Source organism: Psychrobacter sp. CCUG 69069, from assembly GCF_021023115.1.
Taxonomy (GTDB): domain Bacteria; phylum Pseudomonadota; class Gammaproteobacteria; order Pseudomonadales; family Moraxellaceae; genus Psychrobacter; species Psychrobacter namhaensis.
In genome coordinates this window covers 61245-84200 of sequence record NZ_QQAI01000009.1, presented here as the reverse complement: position 1 = coordinate 84200, position 22956 = coordinate 61245, and the positions used below count along the sequence as shown (strand labels likewise).

The 22956-nt window shown below is 45.3% G+C and carries 19 protein-coding genes; 9 read left to right on the top strand and 10 right to left on the bottom strand.

Annotated elements, in window-relative coordinates; all coding sequences use genetic code 11:
* Positions 1-134: 134 nt before the first annotated feature.
* The 9 genes from DVY93_RS07705 to DVY93_RS07665 form a co-directional block, all read right to left on the bottom strand.
* The gene (locus DVY93_RS07705; RefSeq protein ID WP_230710108.1) at positions 135-398 is read right to left on the bottom strand and encodes a WG repeat-containing protein; all 264 of its coding nucleotides are present in this window, start codon (positions 396-398) and stop codon (positions 135-137) included.
* Positions 395-1222 carry a WG repeat-containing protein gene (locus DVY93_RS07700; RefSeq protein WP_230710106.1) on the bottom strand — a complete coding sequence of 276 codons (828 nt, stop codon included), beginning with the start codon at positions 1220-1222 and terminating at the stop codon, positions 395-397. The genes DVY93_RS07705 and DVY93_RS07700 overlap by 4 nt, the downstream gene beginning before the upstream one ends.
* Positions 1223-1265: 43 nt before the next feature.
* Positions 1266-5141 (bottom strand): AAA family ATPase, encoded by a 3876-nt coding sequence (locus DVY93_RS07695; protein ID WP_230710104.1) that lies wholly within the window; start codon positions 5139-5141, stop codon positions 1266-1268.
* A 76-nt stretch (positions 5142-5217) separates the two neighbouring features.
* Positions 5218-6699, bottom strand: a complete 1482-nt coding sequence (locus DVY93_RS07690; protein WP_230710101.1) for an exonuclease SbcCD subunit D C-terminal domain-containing protein — start codon at positions 6697-6699, stop codon at positions 5218-5220.
* Positions 6700-6871: 172 nt separating this feature from the next.
* Positions 6872-8470 carry a siroheme synthase CysG gene (gene cysG / locus DVY93_RS07685; protein ID WP_230710100.1) on the bottom strand — a complete coding sequence of 533 codons (1599 nt, stop codon included), beginning with the start codon at positions 8468-8470 and terminating at the stop codon, positions 6872-6874.
* 476 nt (positions 8471-8946) lie between these two features.
* Positions 8947-9897: an acetyltransferase gene (locus DVY93_RS07680; protein WP_230710097.1), complete on the bottom strand. Its 951-nt coding sequence runs from the start codon at positions 9895-9897 to the stop codon at positions 8947-8949.
* 310 nt (positions 9898-10207) lie between these two features.
* Positions 10208-10846, bottom strand: coding sequence for a phosphoadenosine phosphosulfate reductase domain-containing protein (locus tag DVY93_RS07675; RefSeq protein ID WP_193005021.1), 639 nt, complete (start codon positions 10844-10846; stop codon positions 10208-10210).
* 63 nt (positions 10847-10909) lie between these two features.
* On the bottom strand, positions 10910-11506 hold the full coding sequence (locus DVY93_RS07670) for a DUF934 domain-containing protein (RefSeq protein WP_193005020.1): 597 nt from the start codon (positions 11504-11506) through the stop codon (positions 10910-10912).
* Positions 11499-13184: a nitrite/sulfite reductase gene (locus tag DVY93_RS07665; protein WP_198333595.1), complete on the bottom strand. Its 1686-nt coding sequence runs from the start codon at positions 13182-13184 to the stop codon at positions 11499-11501. Before DVY93_RS07665 ends, DVY93_RS07670 begins: the two co-directional genes overlap by 8 nt.
* Before the next feature lie 326 nt (positions 13185-13510).
* On the opposite strand from DVY93_RS07665, the gene sat reads away from it, so the two are divergent.
* From sat to DVY93_RS07635, 6 genes are all read left to right on the top strand, one after another.
* Complete coding sequence (gene sat, locus DVY93_RS07660) at positions 13511-14749, top strand: sulfate adenylyltransferase (RefSeq protein ID WP_230710096.1); 1239 nt, start codon at positions 13511-13513, stop codon at positions 14747-14749.
* Between the two features lie 361 nt (positions 14750-15110).
* Positions 15111-16196 (top strand): sulfate ABC transporter substrate-binding protein, encoded by a 1086-nt coding sequence (locus tag DVY93_RS07655; protein ID WP_230710094.1) that lies wholly within the window; start codon positions 15111-15113, stop codon positions 16194-16196.
* Between the two features lie 205 nt (positions 16197-16401).
* Positions 16402-17493, top strand: coding sequence for a sulfate ABC transporter substrate-binding protein (locus tag DVY93_RS07650; RefSeq protein ID WP_193005013.1), 1092 nt, complete (start codon positions 16402-16404; stop codon positions 17491-17493).
* 213 nt (positions 17494-17706) lie between these two features.
* Positions 17707-18591, top strand: a complete 885-nt coding sequence (gene cysT / locus DVY93_RS07645) for a sulfate ABC transporter permease subunit CysT (RefSeq protein ID WP_193005011.1) — start codon at positions 17707-17709, stop codon at positions 18589-18591.
* Position 18592: 1 nt separating this feature from the next.
* On the top strand, positions 18593-19528 hold the full coding sequence (gene cysW / locus DVY93_RS07640) for a sulfate ABC transporter permease subunit CysW (protein ID WP_198333592.1): 936 nt from the start codon (positions 18593-18595) through the stop codon (positions 19526-19528).
* Positions 19529-19619: 91 nt separating this feature from the next.
* Complete coding sequence (locus DVY93_RS07635) at positions 19620-20342, top strand: sulfate/molybdate ABC transporter ATP-binding protein (RefSeq protein ID WP_230710092.1); 723 nt, start codon at positions 19620-19622, stop codon at positions 20340-20342.
* A 158-nt stretch (positions 20343-20500) separates the two neighbouring features.
* On the opposite strand, the gene DVY93_RS07630 is transcribed toward DVY93_RS07635, so the two are convergent.
* Positions 20501-20824: an ArsR/SmtB family transcription factor gene (locus DVY93_RS07630; protein WP_193005007.1), complete on the bottom strand. Its 324-nt coding sequence runs from the start codon at positions 20822-20824 to the stop codon at positions 20501-20503.
* Positions 20825-21218: 394 nt separating this feature from the next.
* Here DVY93_RS07630 and DVY93_RS07625 point away from each other — a divergent pair, with 394 nt between their 5' ends.
* The 3 genes from DVY93_RS07625 (at position 21219) to bfr (DVY93_RS07615) (ending at position 22852) form a co-directional block, all read left to right on the top strand.
* Positions 21219-21410, top strand: coding sequence for a (2Fe-2S)-binding protein (locus tag DVY93_RS07625; protein ID WP_110923492.1), 192 nt, complete (start codon positions 21219-21221; stop codon positions 21408-21410).
* Positions 21411-21815: 405 nt separating this feature from the next.
* Complete coding sequence (gene bfr / locus DVY93_RS07620) at positions 21816-22304, top strand: bacterioferritin (RefSeq protein ID WP_193005004.1); 489 nt, start codon at positions 21816-21818, stop codon at positions 22302-22304.
* Positions 22305-22369: 65 nt separating this feature from the next.
* Positions 22370-22852, top strand: a complete 483-nt coding sequence (bfr, locus tag DVY93_RS07615; protein WP_193005002.1) for a bacterioferritin — start codon at positions 22370-22372, stop codon at positions 22850-22852.
* Positions 22853-22956: the final 104 nt, after the last annotated feature.

The window sequence follows — 22956 nt, the reverse complement described above, 5'->3', positions numbered from 1 at the left end:
AACACTGAGTAAAAATAAATATATAAGTTTATGTATGTAAAAAAACCACCGTTATGTATTAACGGTGGTTTTTTGTTGTCTAATAAAAGTAAAAACAAGAAAGGGTAGGGTGCGATAAAGCAAAAACGCTGCGTTTAATCCAATAAACGCTCTAAAGGGATAAGCTTACCGTTTTCCTCGAACCGGACCTGTTCTCCTTCATCACGATAGCTATCAAATTGTGGTTTTAGAACGACATCGCCTTGATCATTAAGTAGACCGTATTTTCCAGCTTGCTTATAGGTATAAAGCTGATGATACAGCAGCTTCCTGATCGGTGATTCCGAAGCAATAAGCCGTTTGCCACTGGCATCGATGATTTGAGCACTGATAATCTCATCTTGAATGTCTTCACTCATTCCCGTCGCCGTGCCGTACTGCCAGTCATTAACGTACTACGTAGGAAAAGTAATGGACTGGTGGCATTATTAAAAGACTCTATATGCTGATTGGGTGCAAATGGGATGATGATATCGTTGTTTTGGTCAATAAGCGCACTCTTATTTTGCAAATTTACTTGCATATACAACAGCTGACCAGTACAAGCATTGAGAGGAAGAATCGCATCATACTGCGGCATAATTGCCCAATAACCTCGGTCATCAAGCAGCCCAGTCTGTCTTTGATCACTTAACTTTTCGCTAGAATGAGTCACTATAAAATAATCTTGATCGTAGTGAGAATCGTAATGCGCGTGCTGAATATGAGCATCGGTTAGCGGGTATACCCACTCACCATGACGATTGATAATACCTTGTTTGACAGAGCCATTCTCTGTATTGACACTCACAATAAAGCTGGTAGCAATATCCGGTTGTGTTTGGATATCATCATACTTAAAAGGCACGATTGTCTTGCCAGCAGTATTGACGACACCGTAGTTTGCGCCATGGCTGTTGTCATTGGGATCAAGCCGCTGCCCTAACACATATTTATCCATCACTATATGAGCATTGGTGAGACCCTCTATAATGACTTTGCCATCGGCGTTTTGTAGCTGCTGCGTGCCATCTGTTTGTTCGATCAATTTGCCTGTCAATTTTTTATTCGATTCGATACGCTGAAAATAACTAGAGGGTAAGTAACCGGCACAGTTGACAGTAGCGTGAGCTGAACTGAAGACAGCCACCGAAAACACAGATAAGACAAATAAGCTGATAGCGTTATTGGGTTTTTTAGTCATCGCTGACTCCTTGTTGTTCGTGCCACACCACTTATTGTTTAGTCTAACTGGACACCCTACGGCAGCCTTGACCACTAATTTGACTAAAACCGCCAGAGAGTTTATCGACCCTAATTTGGGTTAAGATACGCTCTTTTAAGGCTTGTACGTGAGAGATGACCCCAATCAATTTTCCTTCTTGTTGCAGGCTGGTTAAGGTATCAAGCGCAATATCAAGAGACTCCTCATCAAGAGTACCAAACCCTTCATCCAAAAATAGCGAATCCACACGAATATTTTGACTGGCCATCTGCGAGAGCCCAAGCGCTAAGGCCAAGCTAATAATAAATCCTTCGCCGCCAGAGAGGTTTTTGGTACTGCGAATCTCGCCGCCTTGATAGTTGTCGATAACATTGAGCTCAAGTGGACTATTGTCATCACGGATGAGCAGGTAGCGATCACTCATTTTGTGCAGCTGCGCGTTGGCATGCTTCACCATAATATCAAAGGTCAAACCTTGGGCAAAGGTACGATATTTCTTACCACTACTGGAGCCTATCAACTCATTGAGCTGTCGCCAGACCTGAAGGGTTTCTTTTTGCTGAGCGATGGCTTGTAGCGTGGCCTGTTGACTGCCTTTTTTCTCTTCGTTGTCTTTTATCTGCTGACTCATGGCGCCGATGGACTCAAGCAGGCGATGCCGCTCATTTTGTACTTGCTGCTGCTCTTCAATCAGCGTTTCTTTATCTTTGTGGGTTAACGGTTCGGCCTGTTTTTCCAGCAGACTTTGCCTAGTCTTACTCAATAAAGATTGCGCTTGCTTTAGCCTATCAATTATTTGCTGCTGCTGCTCAGTCAAGCGATGGCGCTCTGCGGTGGGCAGGCGAGCACTGACAAACTCTGATTCATCAGCAAAATCGGAGGCGATTAGTGCGGCGTTAAAAACGCGTTGTTGGGTATCAAGAGCAGTGGCCATGTCGCTCAGTTGTTCGCTCAGTTGCTGCTGTGTTTGCTGTAGCTGTTTGAGGGTATGCTCAGTGTTATCCAGCTGTCTTTGCGCCGTGATGTGCTCAGCAGTTGCCCGCTCAAGCACAGTCCGTAATCGTGTCTCTTCTGCTTCAGGGTTTTTATCAGTAAAGACATGCTCTCTATCTACGGTTGATTTTTCAAGCGCTTCGGTATTTTCTATCACTAATTGAGCCAGATTATTCAGCTCATCCTCATTTTTATCTAGTTGACTCTGTTTGGTTTCGATTTGTATTTCTATGCGCCCACGTTCTGTCTTTAGCGTTTGTTCTTCTTCTTTTTTATCGTTAAACTGATTTTTCAACTGTAAAAGGGCGCTGTGATGCTGACGCAGTGTTTCAATATGAGCCTGAGCATCACCATCGCTGAGTATGGTTTGAGTCTCAATACTTGCTATCAACGGTTGTAGTGCGTGCTGTAAAGTGCGTATCGCTGTGATCGAGTCTGACTGATACTTACTAGCTGAGTATGTGCTTAGCAGCTGCAATATGTCGTTTTTAAGGGTTTTTAATACAGCGAAATTATCATGAGATTTTTTGTTTATATTTTCTATCGTCAATGAGCTGAACTTTATATTGGCTTCAATCTCATCAATGTCCCTTGCCAGCGTATATTGCTCTTTCTCTATATCCTCTATCGTTTGTCGAATCGTGGTGAGTGCATCGTTAAGCGCCTCATAGTGAGTCAACGTACTTTTTAGATACTCTCTACGGGTCACAAGCTTATCTCTCGTGCTATCTAGCAAGGATAGGGTGACTGTATTTGTGTCCATCTGCGCCAACGGTTGTACCAGTGCAGCAGTAGATGGAGAGTCTTTTTTGCTTAAGGCTGAGGTGATTAATTGGCTGATATCAGCATTTAATTGTTGTATTTGCTCACCTAGCAGGATCTGCTGCTCTTGGCGTTGCTCAAACTGGATTTGTTTTTTTGCCTGATTAATGTGCAGCTCGGATAGAGCATGGTCTAAATCCGCTATAGTCGCATCCAGCGCTGTTATTTGTCGCTGCGTCTGAGTAGATTCAGTCTCTTGTGTTAAATGGGGATGCTTGGCGCTATAAGGATGCTCGCGCGCACCGCAAAGCGGGCAGGGATGCCCGTCTTTTAAATCAGCGATATAGTCTTCTAACGTGGCGACCTTTTGTTGTAAATGAAGCTGGGTTTGTTTGTCTTGACGCTTGTCTTTAGCGTCCTTGATGGTTGATTCTTTGTCGGCAATGGTGCCAGAAATTTTTGCTAGCTCGTTGTGTAGCAATGGTAGAACACCGTTTATCTGTGCGACTTGGGTACTAAGCTCATTGAACTGGAGCCTCTTAGCACGCATTTGCTCAATTTGGCTGTTGAGATAATCGATTTGCTCTTGCTCATCTCGCATGTCAACCAATGACTGGCTCTGGATTAATGCGGTTTGCTCTTTGCGCAGTGCCGTCAGCTCATCCTGCATGGCTGCTTTTGCCGTATTTTTTACCTCTTGCTGTTTCTGCAAGATATCAAGATTGGTTCGAGACTGGTTGATCTGATTTTGCTGATGTGCATTGTCCTTTGCTAGGGCAGCATTATCTTGTAGCAGTGCTTTTAGACGACTGCAATGACTCTTAAAGTCGGCAATGTCGCTATCGATACCACTCAGTGCGCTTGCGTCATTAAGATACTGCGTTACGCGTGTCAGCTGGGTTTTGTTTTGCACTAGCTCTTGGGTGTGACAGGCTATTTCTTTTCGTAAGCTTTGGGTTCTGGTGGTGAGGGTTTGTTGATTTTTCTGAGTATTGTTTAAGGTGTACGTATGCTGCGCAATGTCTGCATCAAGCTCACGTGCTTTCTTGATCTTGGGTAAGGCCGTTTGTAGCTCGTGAGTCGCGTCCTGCACACGCGTGACAGCTGCTGTTAAAGTGCTCGAGGCCTGCACCAGACGTTGTTTTTGCTGTGGTAGTTGCTGGTTTGTCTTTTGTCGCTCATCTTGCAAACGCTTGACGGTATCACGGTTATGGATAAGTTGGCTGTACTGACTATCCATTTCTAGGGCTTTGTTGGCGGCCATCAGGCGTTTGGCATCAGGCATAAAGTCTGTCTGCGCTTGGGTGGCAAGGGTCAGCTCATCTTGGTAATACCTGACGTTTTTTTCTAACTCTGCCACAGTATCCAGCCAATGTATCTGTTTCCCCAAGTCCTGATAGTGTCGTTGTTTCGCGGATTGGGCGGATTGATAGCCAGAGAGTTGTTCGCTAATAGCAGCCTCTTCCTCTGCTGTTAGGAGGGTTAAACCCTCTAAGCCAAACTGCAACTTGCTTAAGATGTCTTCTTCAGCGCGTTTTTTTTCAAAGACGTGGGTCGATATCGTCGCGTAGATATCCGTACCAGTGATTTTTTCTAAGATATCCGCGCGCTCGTCAGCTTTGGCCTTTAAAAATGCTGAAAAGCTGCCTTGGGCGAGCAAGATGGAGCGGGTGAACTGCTGAAAGTCCATCCGGGTCAGTGAGACAATTTTATCTTTGGTGCGTGAGAGTTTGCTTTCTAGTATCTCATCGCCAGCGGTTTTATCTGAGTCGTGAGCTGGGGGTTTGATTAAGGCGATCTCATGCGTCGCATCTTGCAAGTTGCCATCAGATTTATTGTAAGCGCGGCGCTGGCCCCAACGGCAACGATACTGTACACCATTTAAATCAATCACCACCTCAGCGAAACACTCTGCCGTTTGCCGTGTCATCACCTCATTGCTACTTTTGCTGATGCTATTGATTCGCGGCGTCTCGCCATATAATGCCAGACATACCGCATCCAAAATCGTGGTCTTGCCGGCGCCTGTTTGCCCCGTAATGGCAAAAATACCTTCGTTGGTAAAAGCGGCATCACTAAAGTCGATATGCCATTCGCCTTTAAGAGAGTTGAGGTTTTTGAGTCTTAGTTCAATTAGGCGCATTTTTAGATCTTTATAGGTTTGGTTGATGGCTTATGTTAGACGTTTAGGCTGAGACAGCCAATAAATTGGCCGTTATTTATTCAGCTTGACTGTCATCGTGATAGATATCATGGAGTATCTGCTGATAGGCGTTGCGCAGTGAGGCTTTTTGGATGGTGGCAATGCCATTCATCTCTAGGCAGTGATCAAACACTTCCATCTCATTTAAATCTTGTAAATCCTCTGAGGTTTGTTCTTGATTGAGAACCTTGTTATAAGTGCGGGTGTTTTTAATTTTTAAGACTTCACAGGGCAGCCCTTCTATCATGGCATGGATTTCTTCGCGCAGTTCATGAATAATTTCATCACCATCATAGATGACTTCTAACCAAACAGGCTCAGTGCTACCCAGAGATTTGATGGCTTCTGCGATAGTGGTGAGGTCGCCTGTAATCTGGGCCAGTTTTTGAAAACAAGGAATAGCGAGGGAGGAAATTTGCATGGTCTTAGCATCGTTAACATGCGGTATGCTCGTATCCAAATCTTTTAAGTCACCACGCTCATTCATGTTTTCTACTTCCACAAAACCAAACAAGTCATCTATCAAATCATTTTCTTGATGGCTGAGTTTTTTTGCAGATTTTTTAATAGATTTGACTGTGGTTTGAGCGGGTAGGCACGGGGTTGTCACATCATTGGCATCCAATGCTTCGCCAAACTTTATGATAAGAACCTGCTTTTGCTGCCGCGCCTCGCCAAAACCCATCGCAATGGGTGATCCTGAATAGCGGATGCGCTCACGACCACCGACACGTTGTGGTACGTGTAAGTGTCCCAGTGCGACATAGTCAAAGCCCTCATCGAACATCTCGGCCGACACTTGTCCAAGTGAGCCAACATAAAGATCGCGTACGCCATCATCCTCCGTGGTCTTGCCGCCCGCTGCAAATAAGTGACCTGTCGCGATGATGGGCACGTGACGTTGATGTGATTTGACGAACGCTGTTTGCTTGGCTTTGGCAATGTTTGCGACATGATCATAGTGGGCGCGAATGCCTTTGATGACATTAGCGTCTTTGCTATCGGCAGACTCGCCAGCCTGACTGCTACGCACGTCACGATCACGAAGGTAGGGTACAGCGGCAATGATGCAATGTGGTGCGCCACTGGTATCATTGAGCACCAACACTTCATCGTTTAAATCGTCACAGGCCGTGCCGATAACATGGACGTTTAGAAATTTTAGTACATTGCTTGGCGCATCTAAAAAAGTCGGCGAGTCGTGATTACCCGCGACGATGACAATATGCTCACAGCAAGACCGAGATACCCGCCCCAAAAATTCATAGTACAGCGCCTGTGCTCTGTTACTTGGGGTCATAGTATCAAAGATATCACCAGCGACGATGAGCACATCTACTTGCTGTGTGCATATGGTGTCGTATAACCAATTAAGAAAAGCCTCAAACTCCTCATAACGCATACGGCCATACAGCCTACGACCCAAATGCCAATCAGAGGTATGCAAAATGGTTAAAGGGTTAGTAGGGAGCGTGTTAGAAACAGTAGGTGTGGACATAGTTGCGCTTATTGGCATTTAGTAGAAAGCTTTCATTCTAGCAAGAATTTTTGTGGTTTGCTCTGTTGCTATACGTGAAAAAAGCTCTGCCAATAAATTGGCAGAGCTTTTAGAATGTTTGACAAGTGAATCGTGACAGTTTTTTATTATCCACTACTGCCAACCCATTTTTTTACGGTGCCGAAATATTAGCCACCATAGATAGCGCATGCGCTTGCTGGCGCGCCAACGGTTTCGTGTCTTTATTAATAACAAAGGATCCTTCACGTAGCCAGTTATCCGCTGTGTCATCACTGTTTTGATTGGACCGATTATACCAAGACAAATCGTGGTGTAAGCTGACCACATCCCCCATGATCAGTAAGGCCGGCGTTGGCAGCTGTGCTTGCTCTTGCTTGGCGACTATCGTTGCAAGGGTTCCGGTCAATACTTGCTGATTGGACATGCTAGCGTTAGAGACGATTGCGATGGGTGTCTCAGCAGTGCGCCCAGCATCAATCAACCCTTCGGTCAACCGTGCTAGTGAATGCAGGCCCATATAAAACACCACGGTTTCATCGGTATTCAAAAAGCTTTTAAAGTTGTTATTGGGCGCCCCCGCCTTTAAAAAGCCCGTAACAAAGCGTACCGACTGCGAATGATCGCGGTGGGTTAGGGGGATGCCAGCATAACTTGCGGCAGCGTTGGCAGCGGTGATACCAGGCACCACTTGATAAGGGATACCGTGCGCTTGTAGGCTCTCAATCTCTTCGCCGCCGCGGCCAAAAATAAAGGGATCGCCGCCCTTTAAACGTACCACACGGCGACCTTTTTTGGCGCTGTTGATCAGTAATTCATTGATACCGAGCTGTGCCACTGCATGATTGCTGCGTTTTTTACCGACAAACACTTTATCGGCATCACGGCGGCACAAGTCTAACACTTGGGGCGATACCAAGGCATCATAGTAGACAATATCCGCTTGTTGCATCAATCGTAGCGCCTTAAACGTGAGGAGCTCTGGGTCACCAGGGCCTGCACCAACGATATAAACTTCGCCTATCGCGGTTTGCGCTTCTCTTGTGTCGTCAGAGTTAACCGGGATAGTCGCTGTCTGCTCAGCCGCGCTTTTTTCACGTATGGCTGCTGCTGTCCGATCTAAGTCGACTTGCAGTTGCGCGGCCGCTTCATTCTCATTACCGGCAAACATCAGCTGACTGACTTGCCCTTCAAATGCACGCTCCCAAAATTGCCGACGTCCGGTCAGGGTAGGTATTTTGGTTTTTACTTCAGCACGAAACTCGCCAGCCAGCTTGGCTAGCTTGCCATAGCCTTGTGGAATCAACGTCTCAAGACGCGCCCGCAGTAGACGGGCGAGTACGGGCGCTTTGCCGTTGGATGAGATACCAATCACGATCGGATTACGATCTATAATCGCGGGAAAAATAAAATCGCATAAATGAGGGGTATCGACGACGTTTACTGGAATATTCAGCGCGCTGGCATCGGCATGAACTTGATGGTTCAGCGCCTCATCGTCAGTGGCAGCGATGATAACGCGCGCCCCTGACATATACGCTTTATTATAGTTTTCATAAATCAGTTCATGCTTGGCCTCGTATTTGTTGGGGCTTAATAATGCTTGTATCTCATCGCTAATACATGGCGCTAGCACAGTAATACACGCACCCGCACGGCTGAGTAAGTCAGCTTTACGTAGCGCCACTTCACCGCCCCCCACGATAAGTACTTTGCGCTCTTCTAGTTTAAAAAACAGCGGGAAGGTGTTCATAGTGTCACCATTTATTTTATTTAAAAGATGCCGCCATTATGAGGGATTGCAGAGGCACTCTCACGTAGTGAATTGGCATTAGCATATTCGTTTTTGTCATGATAATGACAGTTTTTGATGGGAAAAGGAATAGATAAGTAAGTGTTAAAGAGAAAAGGAGTAAAGAGACTACGCAGATAGCTAGGTGCTAAAGATGGCAGTTATTATCAATGAGCCATCATTGATTGTTGAAGATACATCGATTGCGCGCGTTTCATTTTGTAGTTTGACTTGATTAATGCATACACTATTGAGGGGATGCGCGCGTTTCATTTTGTAGTTTGACTTGATTAATGCATACACTATTGAGGGGATGCGCGCGTTTCATTTTGTAGTTTGACTTGATTAATGCATACACTATTGAGGGGATGCGGGCAGAATAGTGTACGCATTTTCGCAAAAAACCAATAAACGATCTTTAACCGTATAACAAAAGCTTACTCAAACTCATTCAGCATTTTGGTAATGCGGGCATCTTTTTGTTGCCAGATATCCTCTAACCAATCAAACATCATTTTTTTAGTGGCTTCATCGCGGTCATAACCGCCATCCATGATCGCAGCGAATAACGCATCGGGTATCTTCAGACGGGTTACATCGACGCCCAAACGGCGAATATTGCCTTTCCATAAATCATCATAGTCAGGCGTGCCATCTGGGTACACAATAGTGATGTCTAAAATTGAGTCCAACTGATCGCCTAATGCGTTAATCGCTAACGACAAACCGCCCGCTCGTGGTTTTAACAAGTGCTGATAAGGTGAGTTTTGCTGGTCGTGTTTTTCTGACGTAAAGCGCGTCCCTTCTAGATAGTTGAGGAGGGCAAAAGGTTTGTTTTTTAACTGACGGCAGGCACGCTTGGCCTCAATCAAATTTTGCTTTTTAAGGTCAGAATTCTTTGCCATTGCTTTGGGAGAGAAGCGTTTAATCATCGGAAAGTCTAAGAAGTAAAAGGCTTGGCCAATGACGGGAATGTAGATCAGGTTAAATTTAGTGAAGAACCGCGTTAAAGGCAATCGGTCTTGGCTGATGTATTGTACGATACTGGTATCGACCCAAGACTGATGGTTACTTATCAGTAGGTATTGTTTGTCTTCGCTAAGGTCGTCAGGCAAGGAAATACGCCAGTCTTTATGCGGTAGTACATGGTCAATCACGGCATTATTACTATTGATCCAGTATTTGGTAATCGCAATTAGGGCCTTATCAGCGTGCTTTGATCCGGTCAACATTTTAGCCGCCCCCAACGTCCAGATGGGTAGACCCACCCCCATACTATTGGCGGTGAGGACGCCAGTACCAGTCAAAAAAGAGGCGGCTTTGCCGACTTGCGGAAATTTATCATGAAGCTTTTCATAGAGTGAATCGATCTTTTTTAGAGAGGGCATAACAGATATCCGTATTGATGAATGCGTCAAAACATTCCTGATTTAGCGTTAAGGGGTAGGCAGTGATACGCAAACCCCGAAAACAAACCATAGAATACCTCAATGGGCGACGATAAAACGTTAAAAAAACGTTAAAACAAGGCGAAAAAGCAGGGAGCGTGCCATGAGTCAGCTAATAATAGCTTATTGTAGCGCGCCCTTATCAAGCAACCTCAACAGCCTCAAACGACGTAATTAACGCAAAAAAGAAGCGATGATATGAGAATCATCGCTTCTTTTTTCTTCACACTGCTTTTTATTCGGTATTTATCTACAGCTGTGTGTGCAAACCACACTCACGACTTTCTTCTACTTTCGTCGGATCAAAGTAATCAAACTCATTTGGCAAGTCATGCTCTTCTAGATAAACATCTAGATCCGCATCTGTTTTCTCAAACAATGGCGCGACTTTTAATACGCCATCTTTTGATAGGCTAAGCACGTCAAGGCCTTGACGGAACTCGGTTTGATCTTTGCGGATGGCGTTGAACCAAACGTCAGGTTTTAATTCATCTAGGGCACGGCGGAACGGCTCAAGCTTGACTTGATCCGTAAACTCGTCATGCTGCGGGTTATCAATGCCTGGGATACCGTTCATGGTCGCGTCACGATGCGCCGCCGTCTGCTTAGGAATGTACGTGATCACATTTAAATTCAAGTCACGGATAACCTTATTGGCAAATTGATAGGTGGCATCGGTGTTGTAGCCTGAATCCACCCACAGTACGGTGATATCAGGACGCTGCTTGGCAACCAAATGCAATATCGCTGACTCGTAAGGACGGAAGTTGGTTGTAATAATTGGGTTTTTCGCTTGTGTTAATGCCCAAGCAACGATTTCTTCGGGCGACTTGCCTTGTAGGTCTTGGTTGGCTTGATCGATATCTAGGTTGGGATGTAACTGACTCATGATACGTTCCTTAATGGTGGTTAGGGTAAAAATGGCTAAACTAAAATAGGTGTGGTCATAATATTAAGCACCCGAAAACATCGGTAACGCGGCGGCGTCTCGGCCGTCATAGCTGCTGGCAAGCGCATTAAATGCTTGAGTGATGTCAGAGATAGACTGCATGTCGTGCTCGCTGAGCACAAAGCTGTCGACACCCGCCCGCAGTAAGTAAGCAATCTGGTCACGCCCAAACTTGCCTGCCATGCGAATCTCCCCTTGGTAGCCAATGTGGCGTAGGGTTTGGGCATAACTAAAGCCGCGTCCATCGGTAAAAGCTGGCACATGAATAACAATCAAATCTTGCTGTAATAAAAATTCTGACAAACCAACCAGTGCCTCTGTATCGCTATCGGACGTCACCCAAACGCCCATACGACTGGCATGCTGGCTGACTAACTCACGTACCTCTTGTAATAGTCCGCCAGCGAGCTGACCTTCTGTATCTAATAAGTCAGTAAGCGGTAGTACGATCTCACGTTTTTCTTGTTTGTGTAGTAGCTCAAGCAAAGTGATATGAGACAGGGCAATACCGTCTGGCAACTCATGGGTGTGAAGCGCCAACCATGTATCGTTTTGACTGATATCGGCGCCTGCACTGTTTAATACATGATGATTACCCATAGACCTTCTCCTTAAAGGGTGCAATGCCGACACGATCGACCAAATCACCAAAGCGTTCTACCTCATGATCATTGCTGACGCGCTGTTCTAAATAGACATCTAATATCTTTTGTAGCGTAATTGCCACATCGGTGGCTGGCACCGCTTTGCCCAATATCTTGCCGATTTTGGCATCATTGCTGGAGTTACCGCCAAGGCTGATCTGATACCAGTGCTCGCCCTTTTTATCGACTCCCAGGATACCAATGTCACCCGTATGGTGGTGGGCACAGGCGTTCATACAGCCAGACATATTAAGGCGAATCTCACCCAAGTCATAAAGGTAGTCGAGATCATCAAACTGTTTTTCGATTTGCTCAGCGATGTTATGGGTGGTGGCATTGGCCAGTGAGCAATAGTCCCAGCCTGGGCAGACAATCATGTCTGTGAGCGTGTTGATATTGGCACGAGCTAAATGCAGCTCAGACAGCTGTTGCCATAATTCGTAAAGCTGATTGGTTTGCACATCCGCAAATACCAAGTTTTGCTGATAGGTACCACGCAATTCACTAAAACTGTATTTGTCGGCAAGATCAGCAAGTGCATCCATTTGTGATTCGCTCAAATCACCTGATGGCACGTAGCGACCGTCCACCAGTCCCGCTTTTAGGGAAATCACCACAGCGCGATAACCCGCAACTTTATGTGCCACCGTGTTTTGGTGATACCAATTGGCAAAGTCTTTATCGCCATCAAGTTGTTGTTGCAACTCGCTCTGCGTTTGGAGCGCATCAAAGGTCAGGTAGTCAGGCTCGGTGAAGAAGCTGCTGGCAGTGGCAAAATTGGCATCGGTTAAGGTAAGGGGGCCGTCTTTGGTATGGGCTTGCCATTCAGCATCGACCAATTTAGCGAAGGCAGGCCCGCCCATGCTGTCAACCAATATCTTGATACGAGCCTTGTACTTATTATCACGGCGACCGTGTAAGTTATAAACGCGCAAAATAGCGTCTAAGTAACTCAGCAGATGACGACGCGGCAAAAACTCATTAATCACTTTACCAATCACAGGCGTACGACCAAGCCCGCCACCCACCAACACTTCAAAACCAAGCTCGCCTTCGTCATTGGTTTTTACATGTAGGCCGACATCATGTACCTGAGTGGCTGCGCGGTCATTGGCAGTACCAACCACCGCGATCTTAAATTTACGCGGCAAAAAAGCAAACTCAGGATGAAAGGTTGACCATTGACGAATAATCTCGCAATAAGGACGCGGATCGGCAATTTCTTCTTGGTGAATACCAGCATAAGGGTCAGTCGTGGTATTACGAATACAGTTGCCTGAGGTCTGAATTGCGTGCATCTGTACTGAGGCCAGCTCTGCCAAGATGTCTGGCACTTCTTCAAGTTTTGGCCAATTCAGCTGAATGTTGGTACGAGTGGTAAAGTGCCCGTAACCTTTATCATACTTGCGCGTGATTTCTGCCAACTTACGCAATTGATAACTTGCAAAAAGGCCATAAGGAATCGCAATGCGCAACATCGGCGCATAACGCTGAATGTAAAGACCATTTTGTAGACGTAGCGGCAAAAACTGTTCTTCTGGCAGCTCACCGGCCAAAAACCGTTCCGTTTGGTCGCGAAATTGGGCGACACGTTCCTCTACTAAGGTTTGGTCAGCGTAATTATATTGATACATGACGTAATCTCAATTTTGTTTTTAAGCTTAAAGGCAGCATTGATAATGATTTGCGTGTGTAATAGGTTTTATTGCCAATCGCATGATGAATAATTCAGCTTACCATCATATAAGCTTGAGACTTGAAACATAAATTCCTTTCAGACATATCCATATCCAAACACAGCATAAATTTTCATAAAGAAAGTTAGGTAGCCTATGCTTATCGAATTTAACACCTAACTTGAACGTATGATCGCTTGCGCGCTAACCATCCGCTCATGGCGTCCTCTTACGTTGTTGCTTAATTTTCCCGTCCATTCCTTTCTTGAGGTTTTAAAATCCATATGAATCAGACCACATCAAAACTTGTTTCCCCGCATGGCAGCAACGAGCTAAAACCACTGTTGTTAAGTGGTGAGGCACGTATCCAAGCGCTAAAACTTGCCCGCACATTGCCGACCATCACCCTAAGCTCTCGTGAGCGTGGTGATTTGATTATGTTTGGTATCGGTGGTTTTACCCCATTGAACGGTTTTATGAATCAAGCCGACTGGCAAGGCGTGGTAGATAACATGCGCTTGCAAAGTGGTGACAACGCGGGCTTGTTTTGGCCCATTCCTATCACTTTATCTGCGCCTAAGGCAACTGCTGACAGTTTGAGCCAAGGTGACAAAGTGGCCTTGGTGGCAAAAGATGGCGAGGTGATGGGGATTTTAACGGTTGAAGAAACTTATACCATTGATAAAGAGCACGAATGTCAGCAAGTATTCACAACGACAGACGCAGAGCATCCAGGTGTACAGCAAGTGTTGAACCAAGGTGACATCAATGTCGCAGGCAGTGTTGAGGTGTTAAGTGAAGGCGAGTTCCCAACCTTGTATCCAGAGATTTATAAAACTCCTGCTGAGACGCGTGAGATTTTGGATGCCAAAGGCTGGAAAACAGTTGCAGCCTTCCAAACTCGCAACCCAATGCATCGCTCACACGAATACTTAGCCAAAATTGCCATCGAGATTTGTGATGGGGTGCTGATACACTCATTGTTAGGGGCGCTAAAACCCGGTGATATTCCAGCGGAAGTGCGCCAAGAAGCGATTAAAACCCTGATTGACAACTACTTTAGACAAGATACCGTCATTCAGGCAGGCTATCCATTAGACATGCGTTATGCTGGACCACGCGAAGCGCTATTGCACGCAGTCTTTCGCCAAAACTATGGTTGTAGCCATCTGATTGTTGGCCGCGACCATGCTGGCGTTGGCGATTACTATGGCGCTTTTGACGCGCAAACTATCTTTGACTATGTTGGTAAAGACGATTTGATTACCCAACCATTAAAAATTGGCTGGACGTTTTGGTGTAATGCCTGTAACGCCATGGCATCTGATAAAACTTGTCCGCATGAGGCCTCTGAGCACGTCAAAGTGTCAGGAACGAAGTTGCGCAAGGCGCTATCAGAAGATGAAGACGTACCAGATAACTTTAGCCGTCCGGAAGTGTTGGAGATTTTGCGCCAGTATTATGCTGGTATCGCTCGCGAGGAACGTGCTGAGGTGAAGTTAACCGGCGCCTCGGCAGTATAAGAGTATAGGCACTGACGACATATTCAGAAGTAAATAAGAAGTAAAAAGGGATTAGGCTTATCGTCTGATCCCTTTTTTTATTGAAAATACAGGTTCGAGGGCGCTTTGTCCCCACAGAATCCTCTTAGACGGATTTACTGAGTTTGATTTAACGGCCTCTAGTAATCACGATAGGGCATAAATAACAAAGTTACTTATGCCAAGTTAACCACTCGATAAGCGGATTCATCATTAAGCCTTTGACAAACAAGCTGCTAGCATAGTTCTCATCATTCATAGAGTCGCAATCAAGGCGTTATCGGTTTTATACCTTTATCGGTATTTTGAAAAAGTGGTTCTGTTAACTTTATTGAGAACATTTATGCAACCCATCACTAAAAAAATGACTGAAACACGCAGGCTGAGCATAAGTGGCGTTCTGGCAATGTCAGTACTCGCGATTGGCTGTAGCTCTAACGACGCTTCACAACAAGATGGGTCAACGACAGTACACGAGCAGCAAAACATCAGCTTATTAAATGTCTCGTATGATGTGTCGCGTGATTTTTATAAAGACTATAACGCCCTTTTTAGTCAGGACTATCAGCAAAAAAATCCGGGTAGTAAGGTAGATATCAAGCAGTCGCACGGTGGCTCAAGCAAACAGGCAATGTCTGTGGCGAATGGCTTGCAAGCGGATGTGGTGACCTTTAACCAAGAAAGCGATATGAACCTACTGGTCGAAAAGGGCTTGGTTGCCACCGACTGGCAACAAGCCTTACCAAACAATGCGGTACCCTATACCAGTACCATGGTGCTATTGGTGCGTGATGGCAATCCAAAAAATATCAAAGATTGGACAGACTTAGCGCGCAGTGATGTTGATGTGGTCATACCAAACCCGAAAACCAGCGGGACTGCGCGCTACGCATTTTTGGGGGCGTATGGTTATGGCCTGCATCATTTTAAAGAAAACCCACAAAACCATACCAAAACCGATGATTTTATCAAACAAGTACTGGCAAACGTGGTCACTTATGACAATGGCGCGCGTGCAGCAACCACCAGTTTTACTCAGCGCAGCTTGGGCGATGTGCTGATTACAACTGAAAATGAAGCCCATTTGGCTGCCAAGCAATTTGCCCAAGGACAAGTCGATATTGTCTATCCAAGCTATTCTATTTTGATTAATAATCCTGTGGCGGTAGTCGCTACGACCACTGATCAAGATGGCAAGACTGTAGCCGCAACTACCTACCTAAAAGGCTTGTGGGATGAGCCTGCACAAACGCTTATGGCAAACATGTATTTACGGCCCAGTGATAAAAAAATTCTAGCTGCTCACAAAGACACCTTGCCTGCCATCAATACCTTTGATCCTGTGACGGTCTTCGACTCTTGGGAGCAGATTATGGCGACATTCTTTGTTGATGGCGGGCGTTTTGATCAGCTGGCACGAGTAGAGTAGCGGCTGACTTTAAAGGCGTAGCCCAGCCAATTTTTGGTTATCTATTGGTTACGCTTTTGCAGATATTTGGCAACTGATTGATAACTTTATACTTGTTGGCTTGTTATTCCGTTTTGGCAATAACATACGCATATTCATCATTAAACATAATAAGATGGCGCTGTTAGCATACTGACATTACCTAACAGACACTTTTGAGGGACTTATGACATACGCCGCGCGTTATCAACAAAAAAGTAAAGCACTTAACGTCTTGAGTATTGCAGGCGTTGCCTTGACCTTGGGTCTTGCTGGCTGTAGCAATGGCGAACAGACAGAGACGACTGCTAATGCCGATGGCACGGCAGCGGGTCAAAACATCGAGCTGCTAAACGTCTCTTATGATGTGGCCCGTGATTTTTATAAAGACTATAACCCGCTATTCGTTGAGCACTATAAAGCTGAGAATCCAGACAGCGATATTCTCATTAAGCAGTCACATGGCGGCTCAAGCAAACAAGCACTCTCGATTGCTAATGGTTTGCAAGCGGATGTCGCGACGATGAACCAAGGCTCTGATATTGAGTTACTTGAGAAGAGGGGTTTGGTTGAATCAGATTGGGAGAGTAAATTCCCAGATAACGCCGTACCGTTTACCAGTACCATCGTGTTTTTGGTACGTAAGGGCAATCCAAAAGGCATCAATGATTGGGAAGACTTGACCAAAGAAGGAGTTGAGATTGTCATGGCCAACCCAAAAGTGACGGGTAATGGTCGCTATGCCTTTTTAGGGGCTTACGGTTACGGTTTACATGCCTTTAATAACGAAGAAGCGCCAGCGAAAAACTACGTAAAAGACATGCTTAAAAACGTCAAGGTTTATGAAAATGGCGGGCGTGCAGCCACCACTACTTTTGTTCAACGCGGTATTGGTGATGTTTTGGTGACTTTTGAAAATGAGGCCAATCTTGCCGCGACTGACTTTGGCGCCGGTCAAGTAGACATCGTTTATCCAGATTACTCTATCAAATCAGAGAGCCCCGTCGCGGTTGTGACGTCAGTGACCGACAAAAAAGGCACGACTGAAGCGGCAAAAGCCTATCTTGATTACTTATGGAGCGAGCCTGCTCAGCAGTTGGCAGCCGATCTATACCTACGCCCTAGCGTTCAAAGCGTGCTGGATAAAAACAGTGATAAATTACCACCAGTTGAAACCTTCCGCCCGAATGACGCGTTTGGGTCGTGGGATGAAATCATGGGCACTTACTTCAGCGATGGCGGTGTGTTCGATCAGTTAGCCGTTAATGCGCCGCAATAACCGCTTGTGACGCTCATAAGAGCCGTGAATGTACTAGCAATGGGTGTCATCTCATACGTATGAGATGACACTCATGAAAACCCCATAAAGGACATGGTCATTTGCGCTATGTCCTTTATAACATGGCCCTTTATAAAACAGACGGATTAATCATCAACTTGATACAACATGGTCTTACGTTAAGTACCATCCGATAGGCAATAGGACATCACTATGAGTGCAACATCTTCTTCTGCCAGTAAGCCCCCTTTGAAAAAAGGATGGCTGACACGTTTGCGTCAACGCAATGTGTTGCCAGGGTTTGGCCTGAGTATGGGTATTACTGTCTTTAGCTTATCGTTATTGGTGGTGCTGCCGTTTGCCATGATGGCTTATACCACCACACAAATGGGCTGGACAGGGTTTTGGGAAACCATTACCCAGCCGCAGGTCACTGCTGCGATCAAGCTGAGCTTATGGATGTCATTTTTAGCGATGCTGACCAATATGGTGTTCGGTACATTAGTTGCTTGGGTGCTCGTTCGTTATGAGTTTTGGGGCAAGTCGTTGATCAATGCGTTGGTTGATCTACCCTTTGCTTTGCCAACGGCAGTCACGGGCATCTCGCTTGCCACGCTTTATGCCCCTAACGGCCTAATAGGACAATGGTTCGCCAAGTTTGATATTCAGGTCGCTTTTACGCCGATAGGGATTTGGTTGGCCTTGGTTGTGGTCAGCTTTCCTTTTATTGTCCGCGCGGTACAGCCTGTTTTAGCAGAGCTGTCGGTTGAGTTTGAAGAAGCGTCCGCGGTATTGGGTGCCAATCGCTTAACCACGTTTCGAAAAGTGATTTTGCCCGAGCTGTTGCCCGCTTTATTAATGGGCGCAGGAATGATGTTTGCGCGGGCTACTGGTGAGTATGGCTCGGTGATTTTTATCGCAGGCAATATTCCGATGCAGTCGGAGATTTTACCGCTCATTATTATCAGCAAACTTGAGCAATTTGATATTCAAGGGGCCTCGGCTGTTGCGTTGTTTATGCTGCTGATCTCATTTGTTATTTTGTTAACCATTAATATTGTACAGTGGAAGCTGTCGCGCCGTGTAGGAGCTCGCTAACATGCAAATATCCAATAGCTACGACTACCAAAGCAATCCGGCAACCAAAGACACCCCTTGGTTACGCCGTACCTTTATCGTCATCGCTGTGCTATTTATGGTTATCATGTTGGTCATCCCATTACTGGCCGTGTTTTATGAAGCCTTTAAGAATGGCTGGCAGTTGTATATCGCCTCGCTTGTCGACCCTGAGGCCATGCAGGCCATCAAGCTGACGTTAATTACTGCTGCTATCGTTCTGCCCATTAATATGGTGATGGGCATAGCGATCGCTTGGTTGGTCACACGTTATCAGTTCAAAGGCAAACAGCTGGTGACCACCTTACTGGACTTACCGTTTTCTGTGTCACCCGTCGTGGCAGGCTTGATGTTTGTTTTACTATTCGGGCTGAATTCTACTGTGGGTGGCTGGCTTGAGAGCATGGGATTCCAGGTAATTTACGCCGTCCCTGGTATTGTTTTGGCGACGCTGTTTGTTACTTTTCCATTTGTGGCCCGTGAGCTGATCCCGCTGATGCAGACGCAGGGCGATAGTGAAGAGCAGGCCGCCTTGACCTTGGGCGCCACGGGTTGGCAGACCTTTTGGCATGTCACGTTGCCAAATATAAAGTGGGCGTTGCTTTATGGTTTGATTTTGACCAACGCGCGAGCAATGGGTGAGTTTGGCGCGGTCAGTGTGGTGTCAGGTCACATTCGCGGTGAAACCAATACCATGCCGCTGTTGGTTGAGATTGCCTATAATGATTATAACTTTACCGCCGCTTTTGCCTTATCGAGCCTACTTGCGGCGCTGGCGTTAGTGACGTTACTTATTCAGCAAGTGATGACCAAAGTACAAGAGCGTAAGTTTGCCAAGTCCGAGCGCCTAGCAAGTGCGCCTGAACTACCAGTAAGTGCCAATGCGACCGTCGCAGAAAGTAAAAGTGATGCGGTTTAAATAAGTGATAGGGTTAATTCAATACCACTGACGTCGTCACCATGAAACAATATGCCACGATAAGCCAAAAGATATAATAAGAGATACGATTATGAGCATCGAGATTCGCAACGTTAATAAAAAATTCGGTAACTTTACTGCGTTAGACAATATCAATATCACCGTGCCAACTGGTAAATTGACCACCTTACTTGGACCATCAGGGTGCGGTAAAACGACCTTGCTACGTATTATCGCAGGTCTAGAATATGCAGATTCTGGGCAGATATTATTTGACGAGCTGGATGTGACCAACACGCCTGTGCAAAAGCGGCACATTGGCTTTATGTTTCAGCATTATGCGCTGTTTCGGCACAAAAACATCGCAGATAATGTTGCCTTTGGACTGACGTTGTTGCCAAAAAATGAACGACCAAGCAAAGCGGATATCAATAAGCGCGTGGCCGAACTGCTAGACCTAGTACAGCTACCACAAGTCGCCAACGCTTATCCACACCAATTGTCAGGTGGCCAGCGCCAAAGGATTGCGCTGGCACGAGCCTTGGCGGTCAAGCCAAAACTGTTGTTACTGGATGAGCCATTTGGGGCGCTAGATGCCAAAGTGCGTAAAGAGCTGCGCACTTGGCTAAAAAACATTCATCATGAGCTGGGTATTACCAGCATTATGGTGACTCATGATCAAGAAGAGGCCCGTGCGGTGTCAGATGAGATTGTGGTCATGAATCAAGGGCGAGTAGAGCAGGTAGGGACGTCAGAGGAGCTGATACACCAGCCAGCCAACGCTTTTATCAGTGACTTCTTAGATTTAGTCTAAGTGTGTTTGAGACAGTAGCCGTATTGGCGAGATTAAAAAAAGACCTACAATGAGTAGGTCTTTTTTTTGCGTTAAGATGGGCCTAAGACGGTGTTATTTGTTTCAATAGCAACATTGCCTACTATAAAGCCCACCCAAAATTCGAACGTCCATACTGTTTAAGCAGGCTTTGGCATAGCAATGTCTTTGGTTGATATTTGCTTATAAGTGATGTCTAAAATATCTTGGCACCAGTCTGGCAAGTCATCAGCCACTTCATACCACATCCACGTGCCATCGCGAACACAGTGTAAAATACCCAGTTTTTTCAAATGATTCAAATGACGCGATATCGTTGGTTGCGGTTGATCGAGTATTTCTACCAACTCACCCACGCAGCGTGCTTCTTTTTTAAAGAGAATTTGAAATATTTTTAAGCGGGTCGGATCAGATAGAACTTTAAACAACTCGATAGGTCGTATCTCAAAATTATTATCAGACATAGAGCAATTCCAATGAGGCTTTGTTAATAGGGATTCAATATAACAGCAGTTATCTACAGAATCGATTGAAAAGTAAGCGGTCTTACAGTTCGTCGTTAATTCACTACTTTTGATAGTAATGGGTTACATGCGTACTTATATTCATTTACATTGATTAAGTATGTGTAATATAAAGATTTTTTATGACAAATAATAGTCAAATACTATTGCAAATGATAATAGTTATCGTTATTATACACAAACTAATGACAATGATGTTAGGGGGCGCGTCAAAGCAAACGGTGCAAACTGTCACCCCACACCTGCATCATTGACCCCTTGCCTTTACCAGCAGTATAAAACCCAGCAGTACCAAACATAGCCACCGAATAGTGGTATTCAGAGGAGCCAATCCATGTACGTATGCATCTGTAATGACGTAAAAGAAAAGCAAATCAAAGCAGCTATTGCTTCAGGTATTGATACGCTTGATGGTCTAAAAGACACCCTCGATGTTGCGACTTGCTGTGGTTGCTGTGAGCCGATGGTCAATGATTACCTAGAGGAACACCATGCCAAACTTGATGTCTTAGCCTATGCGGTTTAAGCATGATTGGTTTAGAGACTTCTTTTTTGTCCAGATAACACCTTATCGTCCTACCCATACCTTCCAGTACGCCGCACTTATCCTTTGGTTATTGACCATAAAGGGTGAGTTGCGAGTATCCACATAACCTTGCTGACACACCTAGTTCCATCTCGCCACGCATCATAATCGTTGGGGCCGTAATCAATAGCGACGCTAGCTAATTATAGTTCTCAATTAGCATCTTATTCTTAGTTCATAACATTACAAGCTGTACAGCTCCTATATGCTACTATATCTGTCTGTCGTTATAAGACGTTTTTTTGATTTTGATTTTTACGGATCAGTTCACCAATAGTGCTTTCATTATATGGAATATTGTGAATACGTTGGCATCTGTAGAATATAAATAGGGGAGTATAGGTTATGATAGGTAGCCAAAAAGTCATTGATTATTTGAATTTTTTATTAGGTGGTGAGCTTGCGGCTCGTGACCAGTATTTTATCCATTCAGAAATGTATGCCGAATGGCATTATGGCAAGTTGTATGATCGCATCCACCATGAGATGGCAGATGAGACACTGCATGCCCAAGCGATTATTCGCCGTATTTTGATGCTAAGCGGCACGCCTAATATGGCTGTCAATGATATCAAAATTGGCTCCACCGTTCCTGACATGTTGCAGCTTGATCTTGACTTAGAGTACCAAGTACAGCAGCATCTAAAAGACGGTATTGCACTTTGTGAAGAAGAGCACGATTACGTCACGCGTGAGATGCTGGTTGAGCAGCTAAAAGATACGGAAGAAGATCATGCGCATTGGCTTGAGCAGCAGTTACGCCTTATCGATATGATTGGGTTGCCCAATTATCTACAAAGCCAAATGGCTGAAGTCACTCCTAATCTGGTTTAATATCGCGATAGATATAAACAGCAACCATATTTCGCTTAAATAATAAGTACGTAGGGAGAAAGATAATGAAAGGGGATAAAGAGGTCATTCGCGCTTTAAACAAAGTGCTTGGACAGTCGTTAATTGCGATCAACCAGTATTTTTTGCATGCACGCATCGCCCGTCATTGGGGCTTAGAAGCGCTTAACGAAAATTTTTACAAACAATCTATCGCTGAGATGAAATGGTCTGATGATCTGATTGCACGAATTTTGTTGCTAGACGGCTTACCCAATTTGCAAGATTATGGCAAGATGTTTATTGGCGAAGATGTGCCAGAGATCATTGACTGCAATCTGCGTTTAGAAAAGCAGAAATTCGCCATTATTACCGATGCCATCACACTATGTGAGACACAGTCTGACTATGTCTCTCGCCAGCTGTTGGTCACCTTAAAAGATGGCAATGAAGAGTATCAAGATTGGTTAGAGACGCAAGAAGACTTGATTGAAAGTATTGGCGTGGAGCGTTATATCCAGTCACAAGTCACTGAGGATGACGCGCCTTAGTAGCGTCCGATAATTGGCAAAAATGAGCCAAACTTGCCAGCGAGTGTTTTTTATAAATCATCACTCGCTGGCTTTTTTATGCCAAAAATCCATGCTGATTTTTT

Bases quoted from the DNA above. Each gene is read 5' to 3' on its own strand.
- DVY93_RS07680 (WP_230710097.1), bottom strand. From the start codon at position 9,897: ATGCCCTCTCTAAAAAAGATCGATTCACTCTATGAAAAGCTTCATGAT.
- cysT (WP_193005011.1), top strand. From the start codon at position 17,707: ATGAGTGCAACATCTTCTTCTGCCAGTAAGCCCCCTTTGAAAAAAGGA.
- DVY93_RS07690 (WP_230710101.1), bottom strand. From the start codon at position 6,699: ATGTCCACACCTACTGTTTCTAACACGCTCCCTACTAACCCTTTAACC.
- DVY93_RS07695 (WP_230710104.1), bottom strand. From the start codon at position 5,141: ATGCGCCTAATTGAACTAAGACTCAAAAACCTCAACTCTCTTAAAGGC.
- DVY93_RS07705 (WP_230710108.1), bottom strand. From the start codon at position 398: ATGAGTGAAGACATTCAAGATGAGATTATCAGTGCTCAAATCATCGAT.
- DVY93_RS07675 (WP_193005021.1), bottom strand. From the start codon at position 10,846: ATGAGTCAGTTACATCCCAACCTAGATATCGATCAAGCCAACCAAGAC.
- DVY93_RS07650 (WP_193005013.1), top strand. From the start codon at position 16,402: ATGACATACGCCGCGCGTTATCAACAAAAAAGTAAAGCACTTAACGTC.
- DVY93_RS07655 (WP_230710094.1), top strand. From the start codon at position 15,111: ATGCAACCCATCACTAAAAAAATGACTGAAACACGCAGGCTGAGCATA.
- sat (WP_230710096.1), top strand. From the start codon at position 13,511: ATGAATCAGACCACATCAAAACTTGTTTCCCCGCATGGCAGCAACGAG.
- cysW (WP_198333592.1), top strand. From the start codon at position 18,593: ATGCAAATATCCAATAGCTACGACTACCAAAGCAATCCGGCAACCAAA.
- DVY93_RS07665 (WP_198333595.1), bottom strand. From the start codon at position 13,184: ATGTATCAATATAATTACGCTGACCAAACCTTAGTAGAGGAACGTGTC.
- DVY93_RS07670 (WP_193005020.1), bottom strand. From the start codon at position 11,506: ATGGGTAATCATCATGTATTAAACAGTGCAGGCGCCGATATCAGTCAA.
- bfr (WP_193005002.1), top strand. From the start codon at position 22,370: ATGAAAGGGGATAAAGAGGTCATTCGCGCTTTAAACAAAGTGCTTGGA.
- DVY93_RS07625 (WP_110923492.1), top strand. From the start codon at position 21,219: ATGTACGTATGCATCTGTAATGACGTAAAAGAAAAGCAAATCAAAGCA.
- cysG (WP_230710100.1), bottom strand. From the start codon at position 8,470: ATGAACACCTTCCCGCTGTTTTTTAAACTAGAAGAGCGCAAAGTACTT.
- bfr (WP_193005004.1), top strand. From the start codon at position 21,816: ATGATAGGTAGCCAAAAAGTCATTGATTATTTGAATTTTTTATTAGGT.
- DVY93_RS07630 (WP_193005007.1), bottom strand. From the start codon at position 20,824: ATGTCTGATAATAATTTTGAGATACGACCTATCGAGTTGTTTAAAGTT.
- DVY93_RS07635 (WP_230710092.1), top strand. From the start codon at position 19,620: ATGAGCATCGAGATTCGCAACGTTAATAAAAAATTCGGTAACTTTACT.
- DVY93_RS07700 (WP_230710106.1), bottom strand. From the start codon at position 1,222: ATGACTAAAAAACCCAATAACGCTATCAGCTTATTTGTCTTATCTGTG.